Origin of the sequence: Vibrio sp. 10N, from assembly GCF_036245475.1 — a bacterium.
Classification (GTDB): Bacteria; Pseudomonadota; Gammaproteobacteria; order Enterobacterales; family Vibrionaceae; genus Vibrio.
The window spans coordinates 1,113,320-1,132,299 of the sequence record NZ_BTPM01000001.1; the positions used below are offsets into that span (position 1 = coordinate 1,113,320).

General features: G+C 45.6%; 16 protein-coding genes. 9 read left to right on the top strand and 7 right to left on the bottom strand.

Annotated features, from left to right (window positions below; all coding sequences use genetic code 11):
• Positions 1–72: 72 nt before the first annotated feature.
• The 5 genes from AAA946_RS05340 to gap all read right to left on the bottom strand — a co-directional run bounded on the left by AAA946_RS05340 (position 73) and on the right by gap (position 4,604).
• Positions 73–459: a hypothetical protein gene (locus tag AAA946_RS05340; RefSeq protein ID WP_338163932.1), complete on the bottom strand. Its 387-nt coding sequence runs from the start codon at positions 457–459 to the stop codon at positions 73–75.
• A 148-nt stretch (positions 460–607) separates the two neighbouring features.
• Positions 608–1,552: a ChaN family lipoprotein gene (locus tag AAA946_RS05345; protein ID WP_338163933.1), complete on the bottom strand. Its 945-nt coding sequence runs from the start codon at positions 1,550–1,552 to the stop codon at positions 608–610.
• 126 nt (positions 1,553–1,678) lie between these two features.
• Entirely contained in the window at positions 1,679–2,497 is an 819-nt protein-coding gene (rlmA, locus tag AAA946_RS05350; protein ID WP_338163934.1) for a 23S rRNA (guanine(745)-N(1))-methyltransferase, read from the bottom strand.
• Between the two features lie 88 nt (positions 2,498–2,585).
• The gene (locus tag AAA946_RS05355) at positions 2,586–3,470 is read right to left on the bottom strand and encodes a D-hexose-6-phosphate mutarotase (protein ID WP_338163935.1); all 885 of its coding nucleotides are present in this window, start codon (positions 3,468–3,470) and stop codon (positions 2,586–2,588) included.
• Between the two features lie 138 nt (positions 3,471–3,608).
• Entirely contained in the window at positions 3,609–4,604 is a 996-nt protein-coding gene (gap, locus tag AAA946_RS05360; protein ID WP_004748683.1) for a type I glyceraldehyde-3-phosphate dehydrogenase, read from the bottom strand.
• Between the two features lie 338 nt (positions 4,605–4,942).
• On the opposite strand from gap, the gene msrB reads away from it, so the two are divergent.
• Both msrB and AAA946_RS05370 read left to right on the top strand, forming a co-directional pair.
• Complete coding sequence (gene msrB / locus AAA946_RS05365) at positions 4,943–5,359, top strand: peptide-methionine (R)-S-oxide reductase MsrB (protein WP_338163936.1); 417 nt, start codon at positions 4,943–4,945, stop codon at positions 5,357–5,359.
• A 208-nt stretch (positions 5,360–5,567) separates the two neighbouring features.
• Positions 5,568–6,143, top strand: a complete 576-nt coding sequence (locus AAA946_RS05370) for a hypothetical protein (RefSeq protein ID WP_338163937.1) — start codon at positions 5,568–5,570, stop codon at positions 6,141–6,143.
• Positions 6,144–6,217: 74 nt separating this feature from the next.
• Here the strand turns inward: AAA946_RS05370 and AAA946_RS05375 are convergent, their stop codons facing one another.
• Positions 6,218–6,943 (bottom strand): peptidoglycan-binding domain-containing protein, encoded by a 726-nt coding sequence (locus tag AAA946_RS05375; RefSeq protein ID WP_338163938.1) that lies wholly within the window; start codon positions 6,941–6,943, stop codon positions 6,218–6,220.
• A 67-nt stretch (positions 6,944–7,010) separates the two neighbouring features.
• Complete coding sequence (locus tag AAA946_RS05380) at positions 7,011–9,062, bottom strand: serine/threonine-protein kinase (RefSeq protein WP_338163939.1); 2,052 nt, start codon at positions 9,060–9,062, stop codon at positions 7,011–7,013.
• Between the two features lie 488 nt (positions 9,063–9,550).
• On the opposite strand from AAA946_RS05380, the gene tagH reads away from it, so the two are divergent.
• From tagH to AAA946_RS05415, 7 genes are read left to right on the top strand one after another with little or no spacing between them, the layout of a single operon-like run.
• Complete coding sequence (gene tagH, locus AAA946_RS05385) at positions 9,551–10,834, top strand: type VI secretion system-associated FHA domain protein TagH (RefSeq protein ID WP_338163940.1); 1,284 nt, start codon at positions 9,551–9,553, stop codon at positions 10,832–10,834.
• Between the two features lie 2 nt (positions 10,835–10,836).
• Positions 10,837–11,298: a type VI secretion system lipoprotein TssJ gene (gene tssJ / locus AAA946_RS05390; protein ID WP_338163941.1), complete on the top strand. Its 462-nt coding sequence runs from the start codon at positions 10,837–10,839 to the stop codon at positions 11,296–11,298.
• 19 nt (positions 11,299–11,317) lie between these two features.
• Positions 11,318–12,643 carry a type VI secretion system baseplate subunit TssK gene (gene tssK, locus AAA946_RS05395; RefSeq protein WP_338163942.1) on the top strand — a complete coding sequence of 442 codons (1,326 nt, stop codon included), beginning with the start codon at positions 11,318–11,320 and terminating at the stop codon, positions 12,641–12,643.
• 20 nt (positions 12,644–12,663) lie between these two features.
• A complete protein-coding gene (gene tssL, locus AAA946_RS05400; RefSeq protein ID WP_338163943.1) occupies positions 12,664–13,953 on the top strand; it encodes a type VI secretion system protein TssL, long form in 1,290 nt (429 codons plus the stop codon).
• 19 nt (positions 13,954–13,972) lie between these two features.
• Entirely contained in the window at positions 13,973–17,500 is a 3,528-nt protein-coding gene (gene tssM, locus AAA946_RS05405; protein WP_338163944.1) for a type VI secretion system membrane subunit TssM, read from the top strand.
• Positions 17,482–18,168: a type VI secretion system-associated protein TagF gene (tagF, locus tag AAA946_RS05410; RefSeq protein WP_338163945.1), complete on the top strand. Its 687-nt coding sequence runs from the start codon at positions 17,482–17,484 to the stop codon at positions 18,166–18,168. Before tssM ends, tagF begins: the two co-directional genes overlap by 19 nt.
• On the top strand, positions 18,168–18,971 hold the full coding sequence (locus AAA946_RS05415) for a PP2C family protein-serine/threonine phosphatase (RefSeq protein ID WP_338163946.1): 804 nt from the start codon (positions 18,168–18,170) through the stop codon (positions 18,969–18,971). The genes tagF and AAA946_RS05415 overlap by 1 nt, the downstream gene beginning before the upstream one ends.
• Positions 18,972–18,980: the final 9 nt, after the last annotated feature.

The following is an 18,980-nucleotide window of genomic DNA, read 5'->3' on the forward strand; positions in this document are numbered from 1 at the left end:
AAATAACATCATTATCATTTGACTAACATCGAACGCTCAAATCGACTTCTCTATCGTGACCACAAACGTCGGTTATACCAATGCAAGTATCAACGCACCTATGGTAACGGCTGCCGAGGCATACTGACCTGCAGAATAGGATGTGTCTTTTTGTTCTTCCAGATCATCAGGGTGATCCATACCCAACGCACCGTGAGCAAAAGAGGTGACAGATTTGCTCATCCCTTCGTCTTGGTCTTCCTTAACTGGTTTGTCGCCCGCCACTGGTTTTTCTGGCGCTGACTTTTCTTGTGCAAACAGTGCCTTGGCTTGAGGTGAGATAGATACACTGTCGCTGCCGCGCTCACCCTGCGGTGTCGGCAAAGCATTGCCATCTGAGTCTGCTGGTTTGATGGTGTTTGCTGCGGCATTGCCAAGCTGGCTGGTTGGCGCAGACATGCCGGAATTGACGCTCTGCATAGCTATCTCCATTAGTGCTATCAATTACTATGTCGTCATTCATGGCAAAATCTTTATAAAAATTTCTCTGGTTGAGACATAGAACCTGTTTATCATTGATAGCCAAGCAATAAGCACGCCAAAAAGCGTGCCTATTGAGTCATATGAGCTAGTCGCAAGTCAGTGTGTCGCTGCGTTTATATAGGTGCTTGTAGGCTTGCATTTGATTCTCTTTTTGGACGTAACGTACAGGTGGAGCAAGAACCGCTAGCTGAAAGTCTTTTGATTCACCGTTTATATCGGCGACCGGGGTTATTACAGCGACGCTAAGATTTGGCGCTAGCGCTTGTATTTGCGCTGCCGTACCGAGTCCCTGCTCAGTGTGAAATTTACCAGCAATGTGCATGACTTGCGTGCCAGGGTGCTGGCTGATGTAGTTGACGATGCTCTCAGCCATCGTCGCGTCCCATGTCAATTGAGCGGCATATTGGCGCTCGGTTTGCTCGCTATCGCCATGGTGCATCGAGGCCATGAACTTGTCTTTGTATGCTGAAGAAGAGGTATCAATGCGTTTTGCAACAAACGCTCGCTCGTCAGCGTCTAACTTTTCCAAGTAGTTAAGACCTTCACGCCCAATACAACGGACAAAGTTTTTGGGGGCATTACTGGCAATAATGTCGAGTTGGTTGTTTTTGGCAAATTCCACAAGCGGGCGATAATCGCTTTCGTAGTTTGGCCAAGCCTTTCCTTCGCGGATCAGCATCTGTTCGCCAATTTCCGATTTCAAATATTGATCCACGATAGGCTGCTTATCGCGCGTGAACTGCTCCATCGAAAGCGCAAGCTTTTCGTTATTATTTACAAGCTGCTTTAGAAGATCGGTCTGAAAGCGGTGCACGCCACTGTGGGTGTGCCACTCGCCAACGAGGATAACATCGGCGTTTGTTAGTTGGTCCGGCAATGATGAAAGCGACACAGCTAAACCTTGTGGAGAATACAGTTGATAATCGTAGAAGGAATCAACGGTTTGAGCTGGTTTGGACAGGTCATTTGAGGGCGCGCTGCTACAACCGGCGAGCAGAGCGAGTGACAGTGCGATAGGGTAAGCTTTCATAGGGACTCTCTTTAATAAAAAATAGCCTTCAATGGAAGGCTATCTTGGAAGCAGTATGGTAAACGAGATCCACATGTGACTCAATGCAATTGAAAATTAATATCATTACCAATTGGCGTCTTTAGTTTAACCCTTGCGATATACTCTTACCATAAAATCGGCACGACAGTCGAAGTGCTCGGTTTGTTTCAGCTTCTCTCTTAACTCTTGGTTAGCTTTCCAAGCAAATGGTGTCATTTGCAAAAGGTCATACGCTTGCTGGCCGTTAAGGTTCATTGTGTAGTCGAGCTTAGCTTCAGAAACTAGGTCGAAACCCTCAATCACTTCAGCGGCTTCATCGTGAAGTCTCACATCTTGATAGATTAGTTCGCGCAGCTCATATAGGTGATGGCTACCCGGAGTGACGGTGATCATCAGCCCATCAGCTTCGATACAGCGGCGCAACTCTTCATGTTTGCACGGCGCGTAAATACGAATCACCGCGGCAAGACTCTCTTCAGAAAAAGGTAGCTTATGACTGGAGGCAACGCAAAAGTTAACCTTATCGTAGCGCTTTGCTCCGTAGCGAACCGCGACTTTGGAAATATCGAGACCATAGACAGAAAACTCAGGGTTATCGCCAGCTAGCTCGTCGGCAAAGTAGCTGGTGTAGTACCCTTCGCCACAACCGATATCGAGAATATTACCTTTGGTTACGTTCAACGATGCGCGTAATGTGTCGGCGACTTTGTTTCTCATCGGCGCGTAGAAATCGTGAGCCAAAAAGGTGCGTCTTGCTTGCATCATCTCTTTGTTGTCACCAGGATCTTTTGAACGCTTGTGTTGCACGGGCATAAGATTGACATAACCTTCTTTGGCTTTGTCGAACTGGTGATTATTGCTACAGCGATAACTGCGCTCGTCTAGAGCGAGCGGCTGCTGACACAGCGGGCATTGATAAGACATAGGTTAGACTCAACGAAAATTTTCGTAAGTCTAACCATATCAAGGAAGGGAAGCAATTCAGTCGTCTGAATTCCTTCAGGTTCGCAGATTACTTGATGAAAATCTGTGTTGCTAGTTGGTGGCTTTCGCCCGGTGCGAGCTCTTTGCCAGCTTCGAGCGAGTCAGCATGAAGCGTCGACTCGATACAGAACATGTTGAGGTAGCCATCGTTGTTCATGTCACCCATAGACTCCGCGCCTTGTTTCCAAGGGTTCCAAAGTACTGCTGAGTTGTCTCCGCTATTGCAGACTGCCAGCTTGCGATCAAATGCGTTGTCATGCAGTACGATTTCATCAGATGGGGCGGTGTAAACGCGGTCGATGGTATCGGTAAGTGTCAGCACCTCTTGGCCTTCACACACTTTGCCATCAAGTAGACCGTCAATGTAGCTAGAGCCCATACCCGTGACTTCCATCTTTTCGATATCACCTAGATTGAGGTAGGTGTGCAGAGCGCCTGAGAAACGCCATGAAGTGGAGTCAGTGTTGGTGATATTTAGAGACACATTTAATGAATCGCTCACTTCCACGTTTAAGACTAGCTGGAATTTATGTGGCCAGATATCACGGGTAGCGTCACTGTCGGTAAGGCCAAGGCTAACAATCACGCCTTGTTCATTTTCGCGGTGCTCGATGAGCTCCCAAGTACTGTTGCGCGCAAAACCGTGAGCCGGTGCTGCCGCTCGGCCGAACCAAGGCCAACAAACTGGAATACCGCCGCGTAGGGCCGCTTTGTTATCAAAGATAGCGTCTTTGCTCATCCAAATCAGATCTTCTTGGCCTTCTGGCTTAAATGAAATGACATGACCGCCGTGAAGAGAGATGGCAGCTGAAGCTTTAGGATGAAGAACGCGAACCACTTTATTGTCACCAATTTGAGTGATAGTGACATAGTCAGAGAGAACGGTCAGGGTAGGTAAAACAGACAAATCCATAGTGTAACTTCCTAGGTTAAGTCTCTGGTTCCTAGGGAGAGGGGATAGCTCCCAGGTGTCGAATGGACCCAGAAACAGATACTAAAAAGGCGACCCTATGAGTCGCCTTTATTACAAATATTCAGCTAAAAGCTTACATTACTTAGAGATGTGAGCGATTAGGTCTAGAACTTTGTTTGAGTAACCGATTTCGTTGTCGTACCAAGATACAACTTTAACGAAGTTGTCAGTTAGAGCGATACCAGCTTTAGCATCGAATACTGAAGTTTGAACTTCGCCGATGAAGTCTTGAGAAACAACTTGGTCTTCAGTGTAACCTAGAACACCTTTAAGAGCGCCTTCAGATGCTGCTTTCATAGCTGCACAGATAGCTTCGTAAGATGCACCGTTCTTAAGGTTAACAGTTAGGTCAACTACAGAAACGTTAGCAGTTGGTACGCGGAAAGCCATACCAGTTAGTTTGCCGTTTAGTTCTGGAAGAACAACGCCTACAGCTTTAGCAGCACCAGTTGAAGATGGGATGATGTTCTGAGAAGCACCACGACCACCGCGCCAGTCTTTAGCAGAAGGACCGTCTACAGTTTTTTGAGTCGCTGTAGTAGCGTGAACTGTAGTCATAAGACCAGATTCGATACCGAACTCGTCGTTAAGAACTTTAGCGATAGGCGCTAGACAGTTAGTAGTACAAGAAGCGTTAGAAACGATGTCTTGACCAGCGTAAGTGTCTTGGTTAACGCCCATTACGAACATTGGAGTAGCGTCTTTAGAAGGGCCAGTTAGTACAACTTTCTTCGCGCCAGCAGTGATGTGCTTACGTGCTGTCTCGTCAGTTAGGAAAAGACCAGTTGCTTCAGCTACAACGTCAACGTCGATTGCGTCCCATTTTAGGTCTTCTGGGTTGCGCTCTGCAGTTACACGTACAGTTTTGCCGTTAACGATTAGGTTACCGCCTTCAACTTCAACAGTACCGTTGAAACGGCCGTGAGTTGAATCGTACTTAAGCATGTATGCCATGTACTCAACGTCGATTAGATCGTTAATACCTACTACTTCGATGTCGTTGCGCTCTTGCGCTGCACGAAATACGAAACGACCGATACGGCCAAAACCGTTAATACCTACTTTGATAGTCATTATAGTTGCTCCACAACTTAATTTCTGTTTAAAGATAACTGGTAGTAAAATTACAGAATCCAGTCACTAACTTCAATAGATAATCGAAATTAATTTGTCTAAAGTCAAAAAAAAGTGTCGCTTTTCTTAACATTCGGTATTAAATGACGTTTTTTTGAACTTAGCCCGTGACTCTGTAATGATTTGCTTGATGTATTTAACCTTGGGGACAAGGTGGGTTAACATGTTAGACACACTTGCGTTGGTAATTGACAACAATGTGCTACAACCAAGTTTATTTCGCGTAATAAGTGTGCACTGATTAAAATGTAGACAATAAAAAAGAGGGTGTAAAGGAGATGACTGGGGAAAACAAAAACAGAGCTAAGCCAGACCAACACTGGCGTGAGACTCTTACCGAAGAGCAATATCGTGTTTGTCGTCAGCAAGGTACCGAAGCCCCATTTACCGGTAAGCTGCTCCACAATAAGGATACCGGGCTTTATCACTGTACTTGCTGTCAGGCGGCTTTGTTTCACTCTGCTAATAAGTACGACTCTGGGTGTGGGTGGCCGAGCTTTGATGCACCAGTAAGTGAGTCCGCAATTCGCTATTTAGATGATCACAGTCACGGTATGGTGCGTGTAGAGATACGTTGCAGTGCCTGTGATAGTCATTTAGGTCACGTTTTTGAGGATGGACCACAGACTACTGGACAGCGTTTCTGTGTCAATTCAGTGTCGTTAATTTTCAACAAAACCGATCAAGACTGTTAAATATTAAAGTCAGTTGTACCATTCTTTCATATTGGTTTGTTCGACCGTATCAGTTGGGTGCTGTACGTGCCCAACTTGTTCTTCATTATTCTTGCTCTATATTTGCTCTACGTTGACATAGCAATGTTTCTAGCTTCTAGAATGCGGCCAACATTACATTCACAAGCTCTTTACCAGAACTAAGAGCAGCAAACATAAGATTACGAGTATGAAAAACACAGCATGTATTGTAGCGACCGTTGCAATGCTTATCCTTAGCCCCTCTTTTGCTTCTGCTAATACTACCGCGGGTGGTGAAGAGCAATGGCAAATCGTTGAAGAAGATCAAGCGCCAGCTACAACGTCTACGACGACGTCAACATCAAAGCAATCAGCACCGAAGCAAACGGCGTCTGCTCAGAAGTCAAAATCAAGTGCTAAATCGTCCTCTCGTCGTGGTGGCAGCTCTGGCTTTAAGCTAGGTATGGGATTTGACCAAGGATTGAGTATCGTAGGTCAGATTAATAACACGGTTAATTTTGCTGTAGGCAACGATGGCATCGCAGCAGACTATATCTTTAACCGTGGCAGTTTCGGTGGTGACGTACCATTCAATTGGTATGCCGGTGTCGGTGGTCAGATCAAGCGTTCAGATAAATTTGGTCCTCGTATCGCACTCGGTGTGGAACTTCCGTTCGCCAGAAACTGGGACGGCTACGCACAGCTCACACCAAACCTAATGTTTGATAACAGCGATCTTAAGTTAGGCATTGGCGCGGGTATTGGCGTTCGTTATAGCTTCTAAGTTTGACTGCCACCTTTATGAGCGTGCTTTAAAAGGTGGCATTCCCTCATTCGTCTGGTCGATTAAGAACCCCATCAATCGATAGCGGAATTGGAAAGCTTGTCTATCTCATTAACGATGGCCTCCCAGGTTTTTTGACCAACAACACCATCTTGGTAGAGCTCATGTGTTTGCTGGAATTCCTTTACAGCTTGTCGTGTTTGCCAACCGAAACTGCCATCTGGGGTGAGTTTCTTTTCAGAGTTTAGAACTAAGTTGAGTATTCGTTGAAGTTCGGCAACATCGGCACCTTTGCTTTCTTTGAAGAGTGAGCGAGATAGTTTGGCTGACGGGATAGGGAAGTAGCCACTCTGGTAGAACACCCACATGTCGTTTGGCAAAGCCGTCATCTCAGAGCTTTTTTCCCATATTAGTAATCCCCCCTCTACTTTCCGAGCCACAAACCCGGTTCCGTAATATGAATCCTTATCGCTACAAGTAACGGCATAAGTACGTTCGAGAACTCTCTCATATTGGTTTTGGTAACTACGCGTAAAGAGTTGCTTGCTTTGCTGATCAAACTGAATGTTGAGCGTCGCATCATCAATTTGCGAACTGTAAATCGAGGTAAGCGCTTCGTTGGTTTGTCTGTAGTCACTGACGAGTCCGGCTTGGCTGCCATAGAGTACAAGTTCAGGTAGCTGAGCTTCATAAGCGTCTTGCGTGAGACATCGGTCGGTATAGGTCAGTGTGTTAGAGTCGCTGGCACAGCCAACAACAGTTAAGGCTGTCAGGGTAAGAAAGAGCGGTGACAGTTTCATGAAGATCATTCCTTGTGGTTCATAGGTATTTGTTAGTGCTCGCTGTGTGGCAATCGAATCCTTACTGTCAGTAAACATTGACTCTTGATTGCTGCACGTTAGTGAGTAATGTTTGGGCTTTTTGCATCGTCTTTGCCGCTTCTCTGGTCAGGCGTTTCTTAATCAGTAACTCAGAAAATGCGAGATATTGATTGGCCATGTTTTGTTTGAGATCGATGAGATGTGAGAAATTATCAGGGACTTTTTCGGCGAATCGTTCAACGTCACTGGCCAAAGCGTCAAGCTGTGAAACGAGTGTCAGCTCAGCTAGACGCTTGTGGAAAGTCTCTAATTGAGGGCGATAAACCAAATATGCCGAGTGATGAGGAAATAAGGGCTGCTCTCCCTTCGATACGTTTGATTTGTAGTCCGACAAATCTAGGATGGCTTGTTTTAATGCTAATGCGCCAGCAAGTGAGGACTGCTGCTGCTCGCTATGATTAAAAAACGTTTCACCGGCTGGGATCAGATCTGCCAAAGACTCCGCATTACGTTCTAACAGTGCTTTATCCAGTTGTTGCTCGAAGGTTTGTTGGGCCAATAACGAAGGTGCAAATACGTAATCATGGCGCAGCGTCTTTAAGTCATCGAGAAGTTGATAGATGTTGGTAGTACCTTGCGATTGGAACTCACCTTGTTCAAGCGCTTGGTTAAGTTTGTTTTTCAGGCTTTCTAATGTACGCAGCAGACTTTGATTGATGGAGTTAGTAAGCTTATTAAGCATGTGCGAATCAGGATAAAACTGCTTGGCTTCGGTTAGGATATCTTCGATAGCGTAATAATTCGGGTATCGAGACTCACGGCTACGAAGTTGCTGTTCAACGAGTCTTTCGTAGTGTTCAACGACCGTCGCCTGATTTTGACGCAGCCATGCTTGTTTTGGCATTGTGAATGCTTCGCTCATTGTCGAGTAGGATGCAAAAAAGGCATCTGTAGGCATATCAAAGACATTAACGAGCGATGTTAAATGGCCTGCTTGCTGATTGACTTTAGCTTGTAGTGCACCAACGGTTTTTTGCTGAACTGAGTAGACGTATCCCCCACCAACCAAAACAGCAGCCATAACCAATATAGCTAATGATTTAGGTAGGCGTCGTTTGGTAAGCTCGGAGTGCAACGCATCAAGTGAACGTTCACGGTCGTTCTTAGTGTATTCGAGACCAGAACGAAGAGCTCGCCATTTGAGACGTGATATATGTTTGGGCCTGGAAATGATCCATTGTTCACGATTCGCTTGTTCGATGGTTTTTCGGCCAAAGGGATGGCGACTCGATAGTAATTCATAGGCGATACAGCAAAATGCAAAAACATCATCATCAGAGCACGGGGTTTGCCCTTTAAGTAATTCGGGAGTCGCGTATATAGGGGTATAGCCGCTAACATCAGAAGGTACTGAATCGTTAGTGCATGAGGGGTGAACGGGATTGGAAACTGTGTGAGATACCCCAAAATCAAAGATCTTTATACTTCCATCACGGCTAAGCATTATGTTGCCTGGTTTCAGGTCGGCGTGGATCACGCCATGTTTATGGGCATAGATCAGTGCAGACAGAATTTGGCTGAGAATTGCCATAGCCTGCTGATAAGGAAGTCCATTCGGTCGATGGCTTTTGATCACATTGTCTAGTGTTTGACCATCTAACCATTCCATTACTAAATAACACAACTCCTCGTCAAACCCATAATCAAAGACCCGAATGATGTTGTCGTGGCTAAGGCGTTGGGTCTTTCGAGCTTCTCGAATGAGCAATGATGTCGCATCAGCATATTCGTGAAGTGAGGGCTGCAACAATTTTATCGCCACATATGGGTCGTTTTCTCCCATTTCCTCTAGCACCAAGTCTTTTGCTCGGTATACATCACACATTCCGCCATGCCCAATTAAATCAAGCAGTTCATAACGCCCATTTATGACTCTTCCTACTAATTGACTCGTACTCGTGTGTACGGGAGGGGAAGTGTCATGAGTGTTAGTACTGCATTGTATCTGGGTTGATTCATCGCTGTTATCTTTACTGATATTGTTAGCCTCTTCATTTGAGCCAACGCTACTGGTTGCTTTTGTCTCTTCTTTTTCCATGCCTCACATCCAACTTAATTAGCCACTTATTAGTCAATGGCAAAAATCCTCGATGCTGTCCTAGACTCGATAGTGAGTTGTGGACGCAATAATGCGATTTACTTCGCATAATTTATTATCAGCAATAATGAATATTTAGACGTTTTATCCGTGGCGCTTAAATGTCTAAATTGTTATTTATGGCTCTATTTGGCGTGCTATTTATAATGGTAAATATTAATGATTGATTTAAGTCGTCTAGCTTCAATTTTTAAGTTCTACAACTTTTAGGTTCTACTCGTAATTTGAACTTGGAATTATTATTTAAAGGAAATGCTAGCAGCATGAAAGAGGTTATTCAATTGTTGATTGGCAAAGATTCTTGATGTAATAATGTCGCCGCTGCTGATTATCTAAGGGGCTTTTCGAGATAAATATTATTTAGTATTGCATTAATTACTTCATGCTAATGCTTTCTAGCAGTGTACTATCAGAATGGGAAAATAATAATGATATTAAGGTTGTCGGTGACGAGTTATCATCGCTTCACGTCAAATGTGGTAGAAAGTGAAACTCTCAATGCTCTAGATGGAAAGCTGGAATTAACATTGGGACGAAGTGAAAATTGTGATTGGGTGTTGAGCGATCCAGAAAAGATTATTTCCTCTTATCATGCCCGAATAGAACTCGTTAATAATAGTGCGTATATCTATGATATGTCGACCAATGGTGTTTTTCTCAATCGCTCCGTTGAGCCAATAAAAAAAGGCCTTCCACAGCTCATTACCCATGGTGATGTGATTGCGATTGGTGACTACGAAATAGAAGCCGCTATTTCACAGCATCAAAGTGCCAGTGCTACTGACCATTTGAGGAATGATCAGGCGATTCAGCCTATCCCGTTCAATGAAGCATTTATACCAGCGGCGGATAGCAACTTGTTGGCTAAAAATGAGCCTTTTTGCCATGAAAGAGCTCACTACGTTCATGACCAACCGAAGCCGCAAGAGCTTGAGTGCGCAGATACGATGAGCTTAAATTCAGTACTCAATTCAGCTCCGGACGACGCGTTCAGTTTTCCAGATTTTGAGCCTTCGATAGATAACAGCTCTGTAGCGTCGGAATCTATGACTTTATTATCGCCCATAACGCAAAGGCGTGCTGAGTCTATCTCGTCACCCGAAAACCATACATTAGAAAGCACGCAAGCTGCGTTTTTTAAAGGACTAGGCATAGATCCAAGTGTCGTTTCAAGTGATAACCCTGAGCGTTGGTGGTTTCAACTTGGTGTGGTGACTAGGGACTCTGTTGAGGGCATTATGTCGACTTTGCATAATCGTTCTGTTTTCAAACAAAGCACTAGGATCAACCAAACAACCTTTCGTAGAGTAGAAAACAACCCACTCAAATTCTCTTCAGACTTTGAAGATGCAATGCATAACTTACTGCTTCGAAGAACGACCGGTTTTCTACCACCTGAAAAAGCGATTAAAGCCGCCTTTCGCGATCTTGAACGTCACGAAGAGGCGCTCCATGCCGGAGTAACCGGAGCAATCTCAGCATTGATGAAATTGCTCGATCCTAAGCAGCTCGAAGCCAATACTAAGCTGAGTTCGTCGTCATCGAGTGTTAATCGCTGGCCGTTGTTTTCAGGCAACAAACAATGGTTGTATTACAAAAAAACATACTTGCAAATAACGCAGGATATAGAAAATCAAACTAATGCTTTCTACATGGAAGACTTTGCTAAGTTCTATGAGCAATATCTTAAAAGCTCGGAGTTAAAGGAATAAAAATGAATAAGCTAGTAAGTTTTGTAATCTGTATTTTAACTTTGAACTTTATATCCGCTTGCTCTGTCGCTAATTATGTGGTCGATCCATATACTACATTGGACTTTAAAGTATCTGAAAATGTGAACCCTAATATTAATGGCCGAGCGTCCCCTGTTGTTGTGCGGGTATTTGAGCTTTCTTCTAGGACTCTGTTTGAAAGCCAAGATTTCTTTACATTATTTGATGATGCTAGCGGTGTTCTAGGTCCGGAGTTAATCTTAAAATCTGAGTTTGAGTTTGAACCTGGGCAAGAATATAAACATTCGATTTCTCTAAGACCAGGTGTGAGATATGCCGGAATATTGGTGGCTTATCAAGATATCGATAATGCGAGTTGGAGAGAGATTGTAGAGATATCCCCGACTAGCTATTCCACTGTGACCGTAAATGTCGGTGATTTATCAGTATTTATTAGCAACTAAACATTGACTAGGTTTCAGTATGAGTGAATTTTGCCGCGTCGCATGGAACGAAGGTATGTTTCTGCGTCCTCAACATTTTCAACAGCAAGAGAGAAGCATTTATTCTCGCCTTTATCAAAGTCTGGCAGTTGTGAACCCTTACTTTTGGGGGGTCTATGATTTGGATATCGACTATTCATTGTTGTCCAATGGCCAGTTTGCTTTGACCCGCTTTCATGGCTACTTACCAACTGGTGCGGGCGTCCTGTCGCCAGAGCGTGACTCATTGCCTAAACCTAAGTCTTTAACGAGTGAGGTACGCGATGAAGTAATCTATTTAGCGGTACCGTCTGCCACTGCGTCAGGGCAGAACTTAGCAGAGCGCGAAACAGCACGATGTCGATATTATGTTGATGAGGTGAGCGTTAACGATACCAGCTTGAATGAGGATACGAATGAAATCATTCAGATAGCAAGACTGAATGCTGAGCTTAAGTTAGAGTCTGAGCCGTTGGCAGGTTTTGATACTATTGCCATTGCACGAATACACTCTGTATCGGAAGAAGGAGCAGTTGTACTCGATAAACGCTATATCCCACCGTTGCTCAACTGTTCTGCTCATCAAGAAGTCATGCGCTCGCTTAACGACTTACATGGAACGTTAAAGCAGCGAGCTGACTCTTTGGCTGGTCGTATTGGTTCGAGTCAAAGTAGTGCCAGTTCTATCGTTGATTTTCTCATGTTACAGGTGCTTAACCGCTTTGATGGTGTGCTGTCACACGTGCTTTCGACCAAACAGATTCATCCAGAATCTTTGTATACCCAGTGCGCTGCGCTAGCGGGTGAGCTAGCGACCTTTTCCAATCAAAGTAAGCGCACGCCGACACTTCCATCTTATCAGCACGACAATCTCAGCCAAACGCTTGGTGAGCTCTTTACGACGTTGAGCCAAAGTATGGGCACTGTCCTTGAACAAACCGCGCATCAATTACCACTTGAGAGTTCGCACTATGGCATCAGATTCAGTCGACTAGAAGATAAGCAGTTGCTTGAGCAAGCTGAGTTCGTTATTGCGGTGAGAGCAGACGTCACTACCGAAGAGCTTCGCGCTCGATTCCCAAATCAAGTCAAAGTGGGACCGGTTGAGCACATTCGTGATCTTATTAATAACCAGCTTTCAGGTGTGCCCGTGGCTTCATTGCCAGCCGCGCCAAGGCAAGTTCCATATCATGCAGGCTATCACTACTTCAAGTTAGACAAGACGAGCCAGTATTGGGCTCGACTTAAAACAAGCGGCGGTATTGCCATTCATCTTTCAGGTTTGTATCCAGAGCTGGACATGCAGCTGTGGGCCATTCGTCAATAGTGTGAGCCAGGATAACTAGTATGACAGACGCAACCATTATCAAACCGCGCCCTGGCTTGAGAACAGGTAAAAATAAGGCAGCTCCCAGTCCACAAATATCTGCTGATGCAACGGTGGTCGCGACACCGACAACTAATAAGACGACGCTGATGCCGCTACCGATGTTGGGTTCAAACCCACTACTTGAGAGCGCGAGCACCATTTTATCGATGGTGAATCAGGTTCGTTGTACACCGACTCATGCAGACACCAAGGTTCTCAAGCAAGCGTTTAATGATCGTTTGAACGAGTATGAGTCGAGCCTTAGATATGCACAGATAAACCAAGCAAGTTTGGATGCTGCGATGTTTTGCTTGTGCTGCTTGATTGACGAAACCGTGCTGAATACTCAGTGGGGAGGAGAATCGGAGTGGGGACAAGAGAGTTTGCTGTCCATGTTGCATTCACAAACATCAGGTGGTGAGTACTTTTTTACGCTGTTGGATGATCATCTTTGTGCGCCTTTCCAACATGCACAATTGCTTGAGCTTCAATATGTGTGTTTGAGCTTAGGGTTTGTTGGTAAGTATAAGTTTGAGCAAGTTGGGCAGCAAAAATTGGAGGAGTACCGACAGCATGTTTTTTCATCCCTAGAGCAGGTAAATGGAGAAGTCGAAGAAAGCTTGTCCATCCAAACCTATCCGGTTGTTGAAATCAAAAATGAGGGTGAGATTGGCATACCCACATGGTTAGTTGTGAGTGTATTTGGGGCTTTGCTTTTGTCGTTATTTCTATTCAGTCGTTACACCATCAATCAACACTCTAATCCCGTGTTTAATCAAATCCAATCTTTAGCTCAGTGGGCGCCAGCGCAGGAGACAGAGAGTCTTATTGATGAAGCTGAGTTGCTATTACTGCAGCAGCGTCTTAACACGGAAGTGGAAAGAGGGCTTATTCGGATCGAGCCGATGAGAGACAGAGTGCGTTTCACTATTGCTTCACATGAACTTTTTGCTCCGGGAAGTGCGGATATCAAAGCATCCTTTATCCCTATACTGCAGAAGTTATCACGCGCGCTGGAGTCTACAGATGGACGGATTCTCATTACCGGTCATACCGATAGTCAGCCGATCATCACCAGTCATTTTCCTTCAAACTGGCACCTTTCACTTGCAAGAGCAACCGCGGTCGCTGACACCATGTCTGTTGGGACATTATTGAGAGGGCGTCTGTGGCCGGAAGGCAGAGGCGAATCAGAGCCGGTTCAGGGTAATTCGACGCAGTCTGAGCGTGCTCAGAATCGTCGTGTTGAAATTGATTTGTTGAACTAGGTAAGGGCGGACGTTGTTGATGGGATTGGTATTCAAAAAAATCGCGCTAGTGCTTCGTTCGAAGTGGACGCTTTTGCTATTAGGTTTTTTCGCGTTTGCTTTCATCATTTGGTTTGGAGGCCCACTTGTCGCTATTGCTGGCAAAACGCCACTCGCAGATGCGGCAACTCGTTGGTTTGTTATTGCTGTATTTGCAGTGCTGGTTGTTGGCTATCAATGGGGGCGCCATGCTGTAGATAAAAAGCATCAACAAGCGGCGGTACAAACCTTGCTCGAAGGGGAAGATGGAGAGAGTACGGATGAGGCCAGCGTCCATGAGGTAGATACGCTACGTGAGCGTATTCAAGCCGCTATAGAGGTTTTGAAAAAGTCGAAGTTGACCGGTGGGCTTGGCATATATCAACTTCCTTGGTATGTGATGATAGGCCCCCCGGGGACCGGAAAAACCACGGCTTTGCAAAACTCGGGATTGGAATTTCCACTCAAAGATAAATTGGGCACTGACCCGCTATCGGGTGTTGGCGGTACTCGTTTTTGTGATTGGTGGTTTACCAACAGAGCCGTGCTCATTGATACAGCAGGCCGCTATACCACCCAAGATAGTCACAGTGTCAGAGATTCTAGAGCCTGGCTTGGATTTTTGGGGCTCCTTAAAAAATATCGAACTCGTCGACCTATTAATGGTGCGATTGTCACTATCAGCCTCGTTGACCTAATCCAGCAGACTCGCACTGAACGAAACCTTCACGCTCGGACGATTAAACAGCGCATATTAGAGCTCAAAAACCAACTAGGGCTGCAGTTTCCGGTCTATGTCATGTTAACTAAAGCGGATCTGGTTGCTGGATTTAGCGAGTACTTTGATGACCTAGGTGCGAAGGAGCGTGAGCAACTTTGGGGCGTGACATTCCCAATGGAAGCAAACAGTCCAGAGGCGGGTGTGGTCGGCGAGTTTAATAGTGAATTTCGAAAGCTACTTGAGCAAATTCAGGCGCGCTTGAACCAGCGGTTACATCAAGAGCGCGTGGTAGATAAACGCAGCCTTATTTTTGAATTTCCCAAGCAGCTTCAGTTGCTACAGCCTGTGATTGATGACTTTTTAAAAGAGATTTTCATTCCAAATGCATTTGAAGAAGCGCCAATGCTTCGTGGGGTGTTTTTAGTCAGTGCCGCTCAACAAGGTAAGCCGATAGATCAGGTCGCAGAAGGTACATCAAACCACCTAGGGCTAGGGCAGGTTGTGACGCCCCAGCAAGCCACTGCTACGAAGGGCTTTTTCCTAAAGGATGCGTTTGAAAACATCATTTTTAAAGAGCAGTTTGTCGGGACGGTAAACCGCAAGCACCAGAAATTTACCTTATTGGCTCAGCGATCGGTTATTGCTGTATGTAGTGCGCTTTTAATCATCTGCAGTGCGCTTTGGTATAACAGCTACCAATGGAACAAACGATTGGTTGATAGCTCTGCGTCAGCTATCGACAAGTATCAACATTTGGTTGAGCCTGAACTTACGCCTCAAACTGATATTTTTACGCTTGTTCAAGCATTGAATACGCTTCGTGATTTGCCTGCGGGATATTCGAATAAAATGCCCGAAGAGGGCGTGGCTAATATGGGGCTATACCAAGGTGACAAAATCGGTCTGCCTTCAAAGCTTGCTTACGAGCGCGCTTTGTCGGTGTTCTTCTCTGAATACCTGACCGATGTGCTGGTCACAGAGATGCGACACAATGAGTCTTATCTTGAGTATCTTTACGAAACGCTTAAAACCTACCTAATGTTGGTGGATACCACTCATCGCAACGAAGACGTCATCATGAGTTGGTTCGAAGTGTATTTTGAAAGAGCCTACACCGGCGAGGTCAATCAAGTGTTGCGCAGTGACCTGCTTTTACACGTGCGTAGCTTGCTAGCATTGCCAACCAACACTGTGAATCGCGATGACGACGCTGTTGCTCAAGCACGCAGTGTACTTACCGCCATGTCCTTATCTGAGCGCGCCTATCAACGCTTGAAGTTAGAGTTCTTATCAAGTCATCTACCTGATTTTAGCTTACGAGATGTATTAGGGCGTCGTGGACGTCAAGTATTGTCACTTGATAACGATGTTCCTGAAACGATTCCTGGTTTCTATACCTATAACGGTTACCACGGAATATTTCGTCTAGAAAACAGTCGAGTGGTCAAACGCTTGATGGAGGATAGTTGGGTATATGGCGATCAATTAACGATAGATGAATCTACCCGTGAGGCGGTGATTGACTCGGTTAATGAACGTTATTTCAAAGACTATATTCATCATTGGCTACAGCTGTTAAGCGGCGTTCGTTTGGCTTCTTTTTCCAGTGTGCCGCAAGGCCTTGAAGTCACTCAAGCCCTTACTAGTTCGGAGCAACCAATCCAAAGCGTCATTACTGCGGCGCAAAAAGAACTTCGCCTAACTCAAGTGTCGGTGGATGAAAACATTGAAGCGGCCGCAGAAGTCGCAGGCAATGTGGCAGATGTGGCGCTTCGAAACCAAAAAGCACGTCTCAATCGCTTTATCCCTAACGATACCGCCAAATTGAGATTGGCTTTACCAGGGCAAGAAGTTGAAGATGCATTTGTCGACTTGCTAAGCGTCTCGGATGACGATCTCGCGTTGTTGTCTAAGTCGATTGTATCCGTGGACAATTACTTAGAGGGGCTATCCGAATCTAGGCAGAAGGGCGCATTTGCGAGTTTGGCCGAAGGCGGCAGTATTTCTCGAGTGATGAGTGATATGCGAAGTGTCCAGCGATCATTGCCTAAGCCGTTTTCACAGTGGACTGCGCAGTTGACGGCTCAAACTTCGGCATTGGCTAGCCGAGGTGCTCAGGTACATGTGAACAAGCTTTGGCATCAGACCATCTATCAAGAATACCAGAGTGCAATTTACGGCAAGTATCCCTTCAGCCCAAAAGCAAAACAAGAAGTGAATATCAAAGACTTCGCTCGTTTCTTTGGCTACGGTGGCAAGTTTGATCAGTTCTTTAATCAGTACTTACAAGCTTCTGTCGACACCACGGGTAAGCGTTGGGTGCTGGAAAAAAACGTCGGAATTGATCAAGCGTCACTCACTTTGTTTCAGCAAGCACGTCGAATTAGAAACATGTTTTTTGAGCCAGGAACCCAAAAGCTGCGTCTCGAATTTGGCCTTAAACCTCTCTACTTAGATGGGCACATCAATAATTTACGTGTCGAGGTTGGCGAGCAAGCGTTGATTTACCGACACGGTCCCCGGCGCGTATCTCAATTTGTTTGGCCAACACCCTCTAAATCGGATACTCGATTGTCGTTTGTTCCTCCTAAGTCAGGTCATGCAGTTTCAGAAACTTATCGTGGAGATTGGGGCTTGTTTAAGATGCTTGACCAACTTGCAGCGCAGCGTCCGGAGTCTCGCTCAGACAACGTGTTGGATATCGTTATTAAAGGTAATCGCGCCAAGCTAGTACTGATTCCAGCGACGACACAACACCCATTTTGGTCGTCAGATTTAACGAGGTTTGTATGTCCCAGCAAGCTATGAAAGGCTTTGGTTATTTTGGAAAAGTGCCCACTCGTGGTGACTTTATTCAAAGTCAGTTACCAGAAGAGTTTGTCTCCGCTTGGCGAGAGTGGTTGCAAGCGGTGACGGCGGTCAGTCGTGAACAATTGGCAGAAAACTGGCTTGAGATCTATTTAATCAGCCCCATCTGGCACTTTTCGCTCGCACCACAAGTGTGTGGTGAACCTGCGGTGATAGGCACTTTGATGCCAAGTGTTGATCAGGTTGGCCGGCATTTTTATATGACGATTGCTAAGCCAGTACAAGGTGATCATTTGGCGTTTTGGGAAGACAGGCAATGGAGCGAAAGCTCGGAAAGCAAAATCTTGCGTCTTTTAGAAGATGATACCGATGTGGTTCGGTGGGCTGATGGACTAAAAACTGTCGACTGGGTCGAGAACATAGAAGAGTGCGACTCAGTACAAGACTTATCTTCTGCCTCAGAGCAAATGATATTGGTGGCCAATCAATCAGTAACAGTGTCCCAGCTAAATCGTCAACTGCTTAAGTCACGGTTTCAGCGCCCTTGTGTCTGGTGGACTCAAGGTTCAGAGCACATTCCTGCGTGCACGATAGTTTCTGAGAGTTTGCCTATGGTGAGCCAGTTTTCAGCCATGTTGGATGGCAATTGGTCACAGTGGGGGTGGTAGTGGGGAATCAACATCAAGGCGTCGTGTTTTCCAGTTTTGTTAAGTCGCACCCGGGCAAGGTTCGTCCACACAATGAAGACCGCGCTAGCGGTTGGGATGAATCTGGTGTTTGGGTCGTCGCTGATGGAATGGGAGGCCACGAAGCTGGTGATATTGCGAGTCAAATGGTGGTTGACGGGATAGAGGAATATTTAGATTTCACACCAAGTTCACTCGTCGATAGTGATGGACTGATAGCAGCGTTAGAGCGCATCAATCTTTCAATACTTGAATACTCGCAGCGATGTCACTTGGGAAAAACTGTGGGCACCACGGTGGTTGTACTGCTGATCAAAGAGGGACTGTTTCATTGTTTGTGGCTGGGTGACAGCAGAATGTATTTGATGAGGCACGGCCACTTTGCGCGAAAAACGCGAGATCACAGCCAGGTCATGGAGATGGTAGATCAAGGGCTGATACAGGAACGAGACGCAGAAAACCACCCTCTTTCAAATGTGATTACTCGAGCGTTAGGCGTATCAAGCGATTTGGTGGTGTCACAAGTGTCAGGTCAGTTGCTTATTGGCGACGTTTTTTTGCTTTGTTCAGATGGATTAACCAAAGAGCTATCGGATAACGAAATAGCTAAGTGCTTATCGGCAAATGATATTACTGAGTCAGGGTTGGCAATGATGCATTCTGCATTGGTAAAAGGAGCCAGTGACAATGTGTCGTGTGTTGTCACTAAAGTCGAGCTTGAACCACTGCCAAATACAAGGAACCGCGATGACGACACGGTACCCGTGTTTGCTCACCGTAGCTAGAGGAAGACA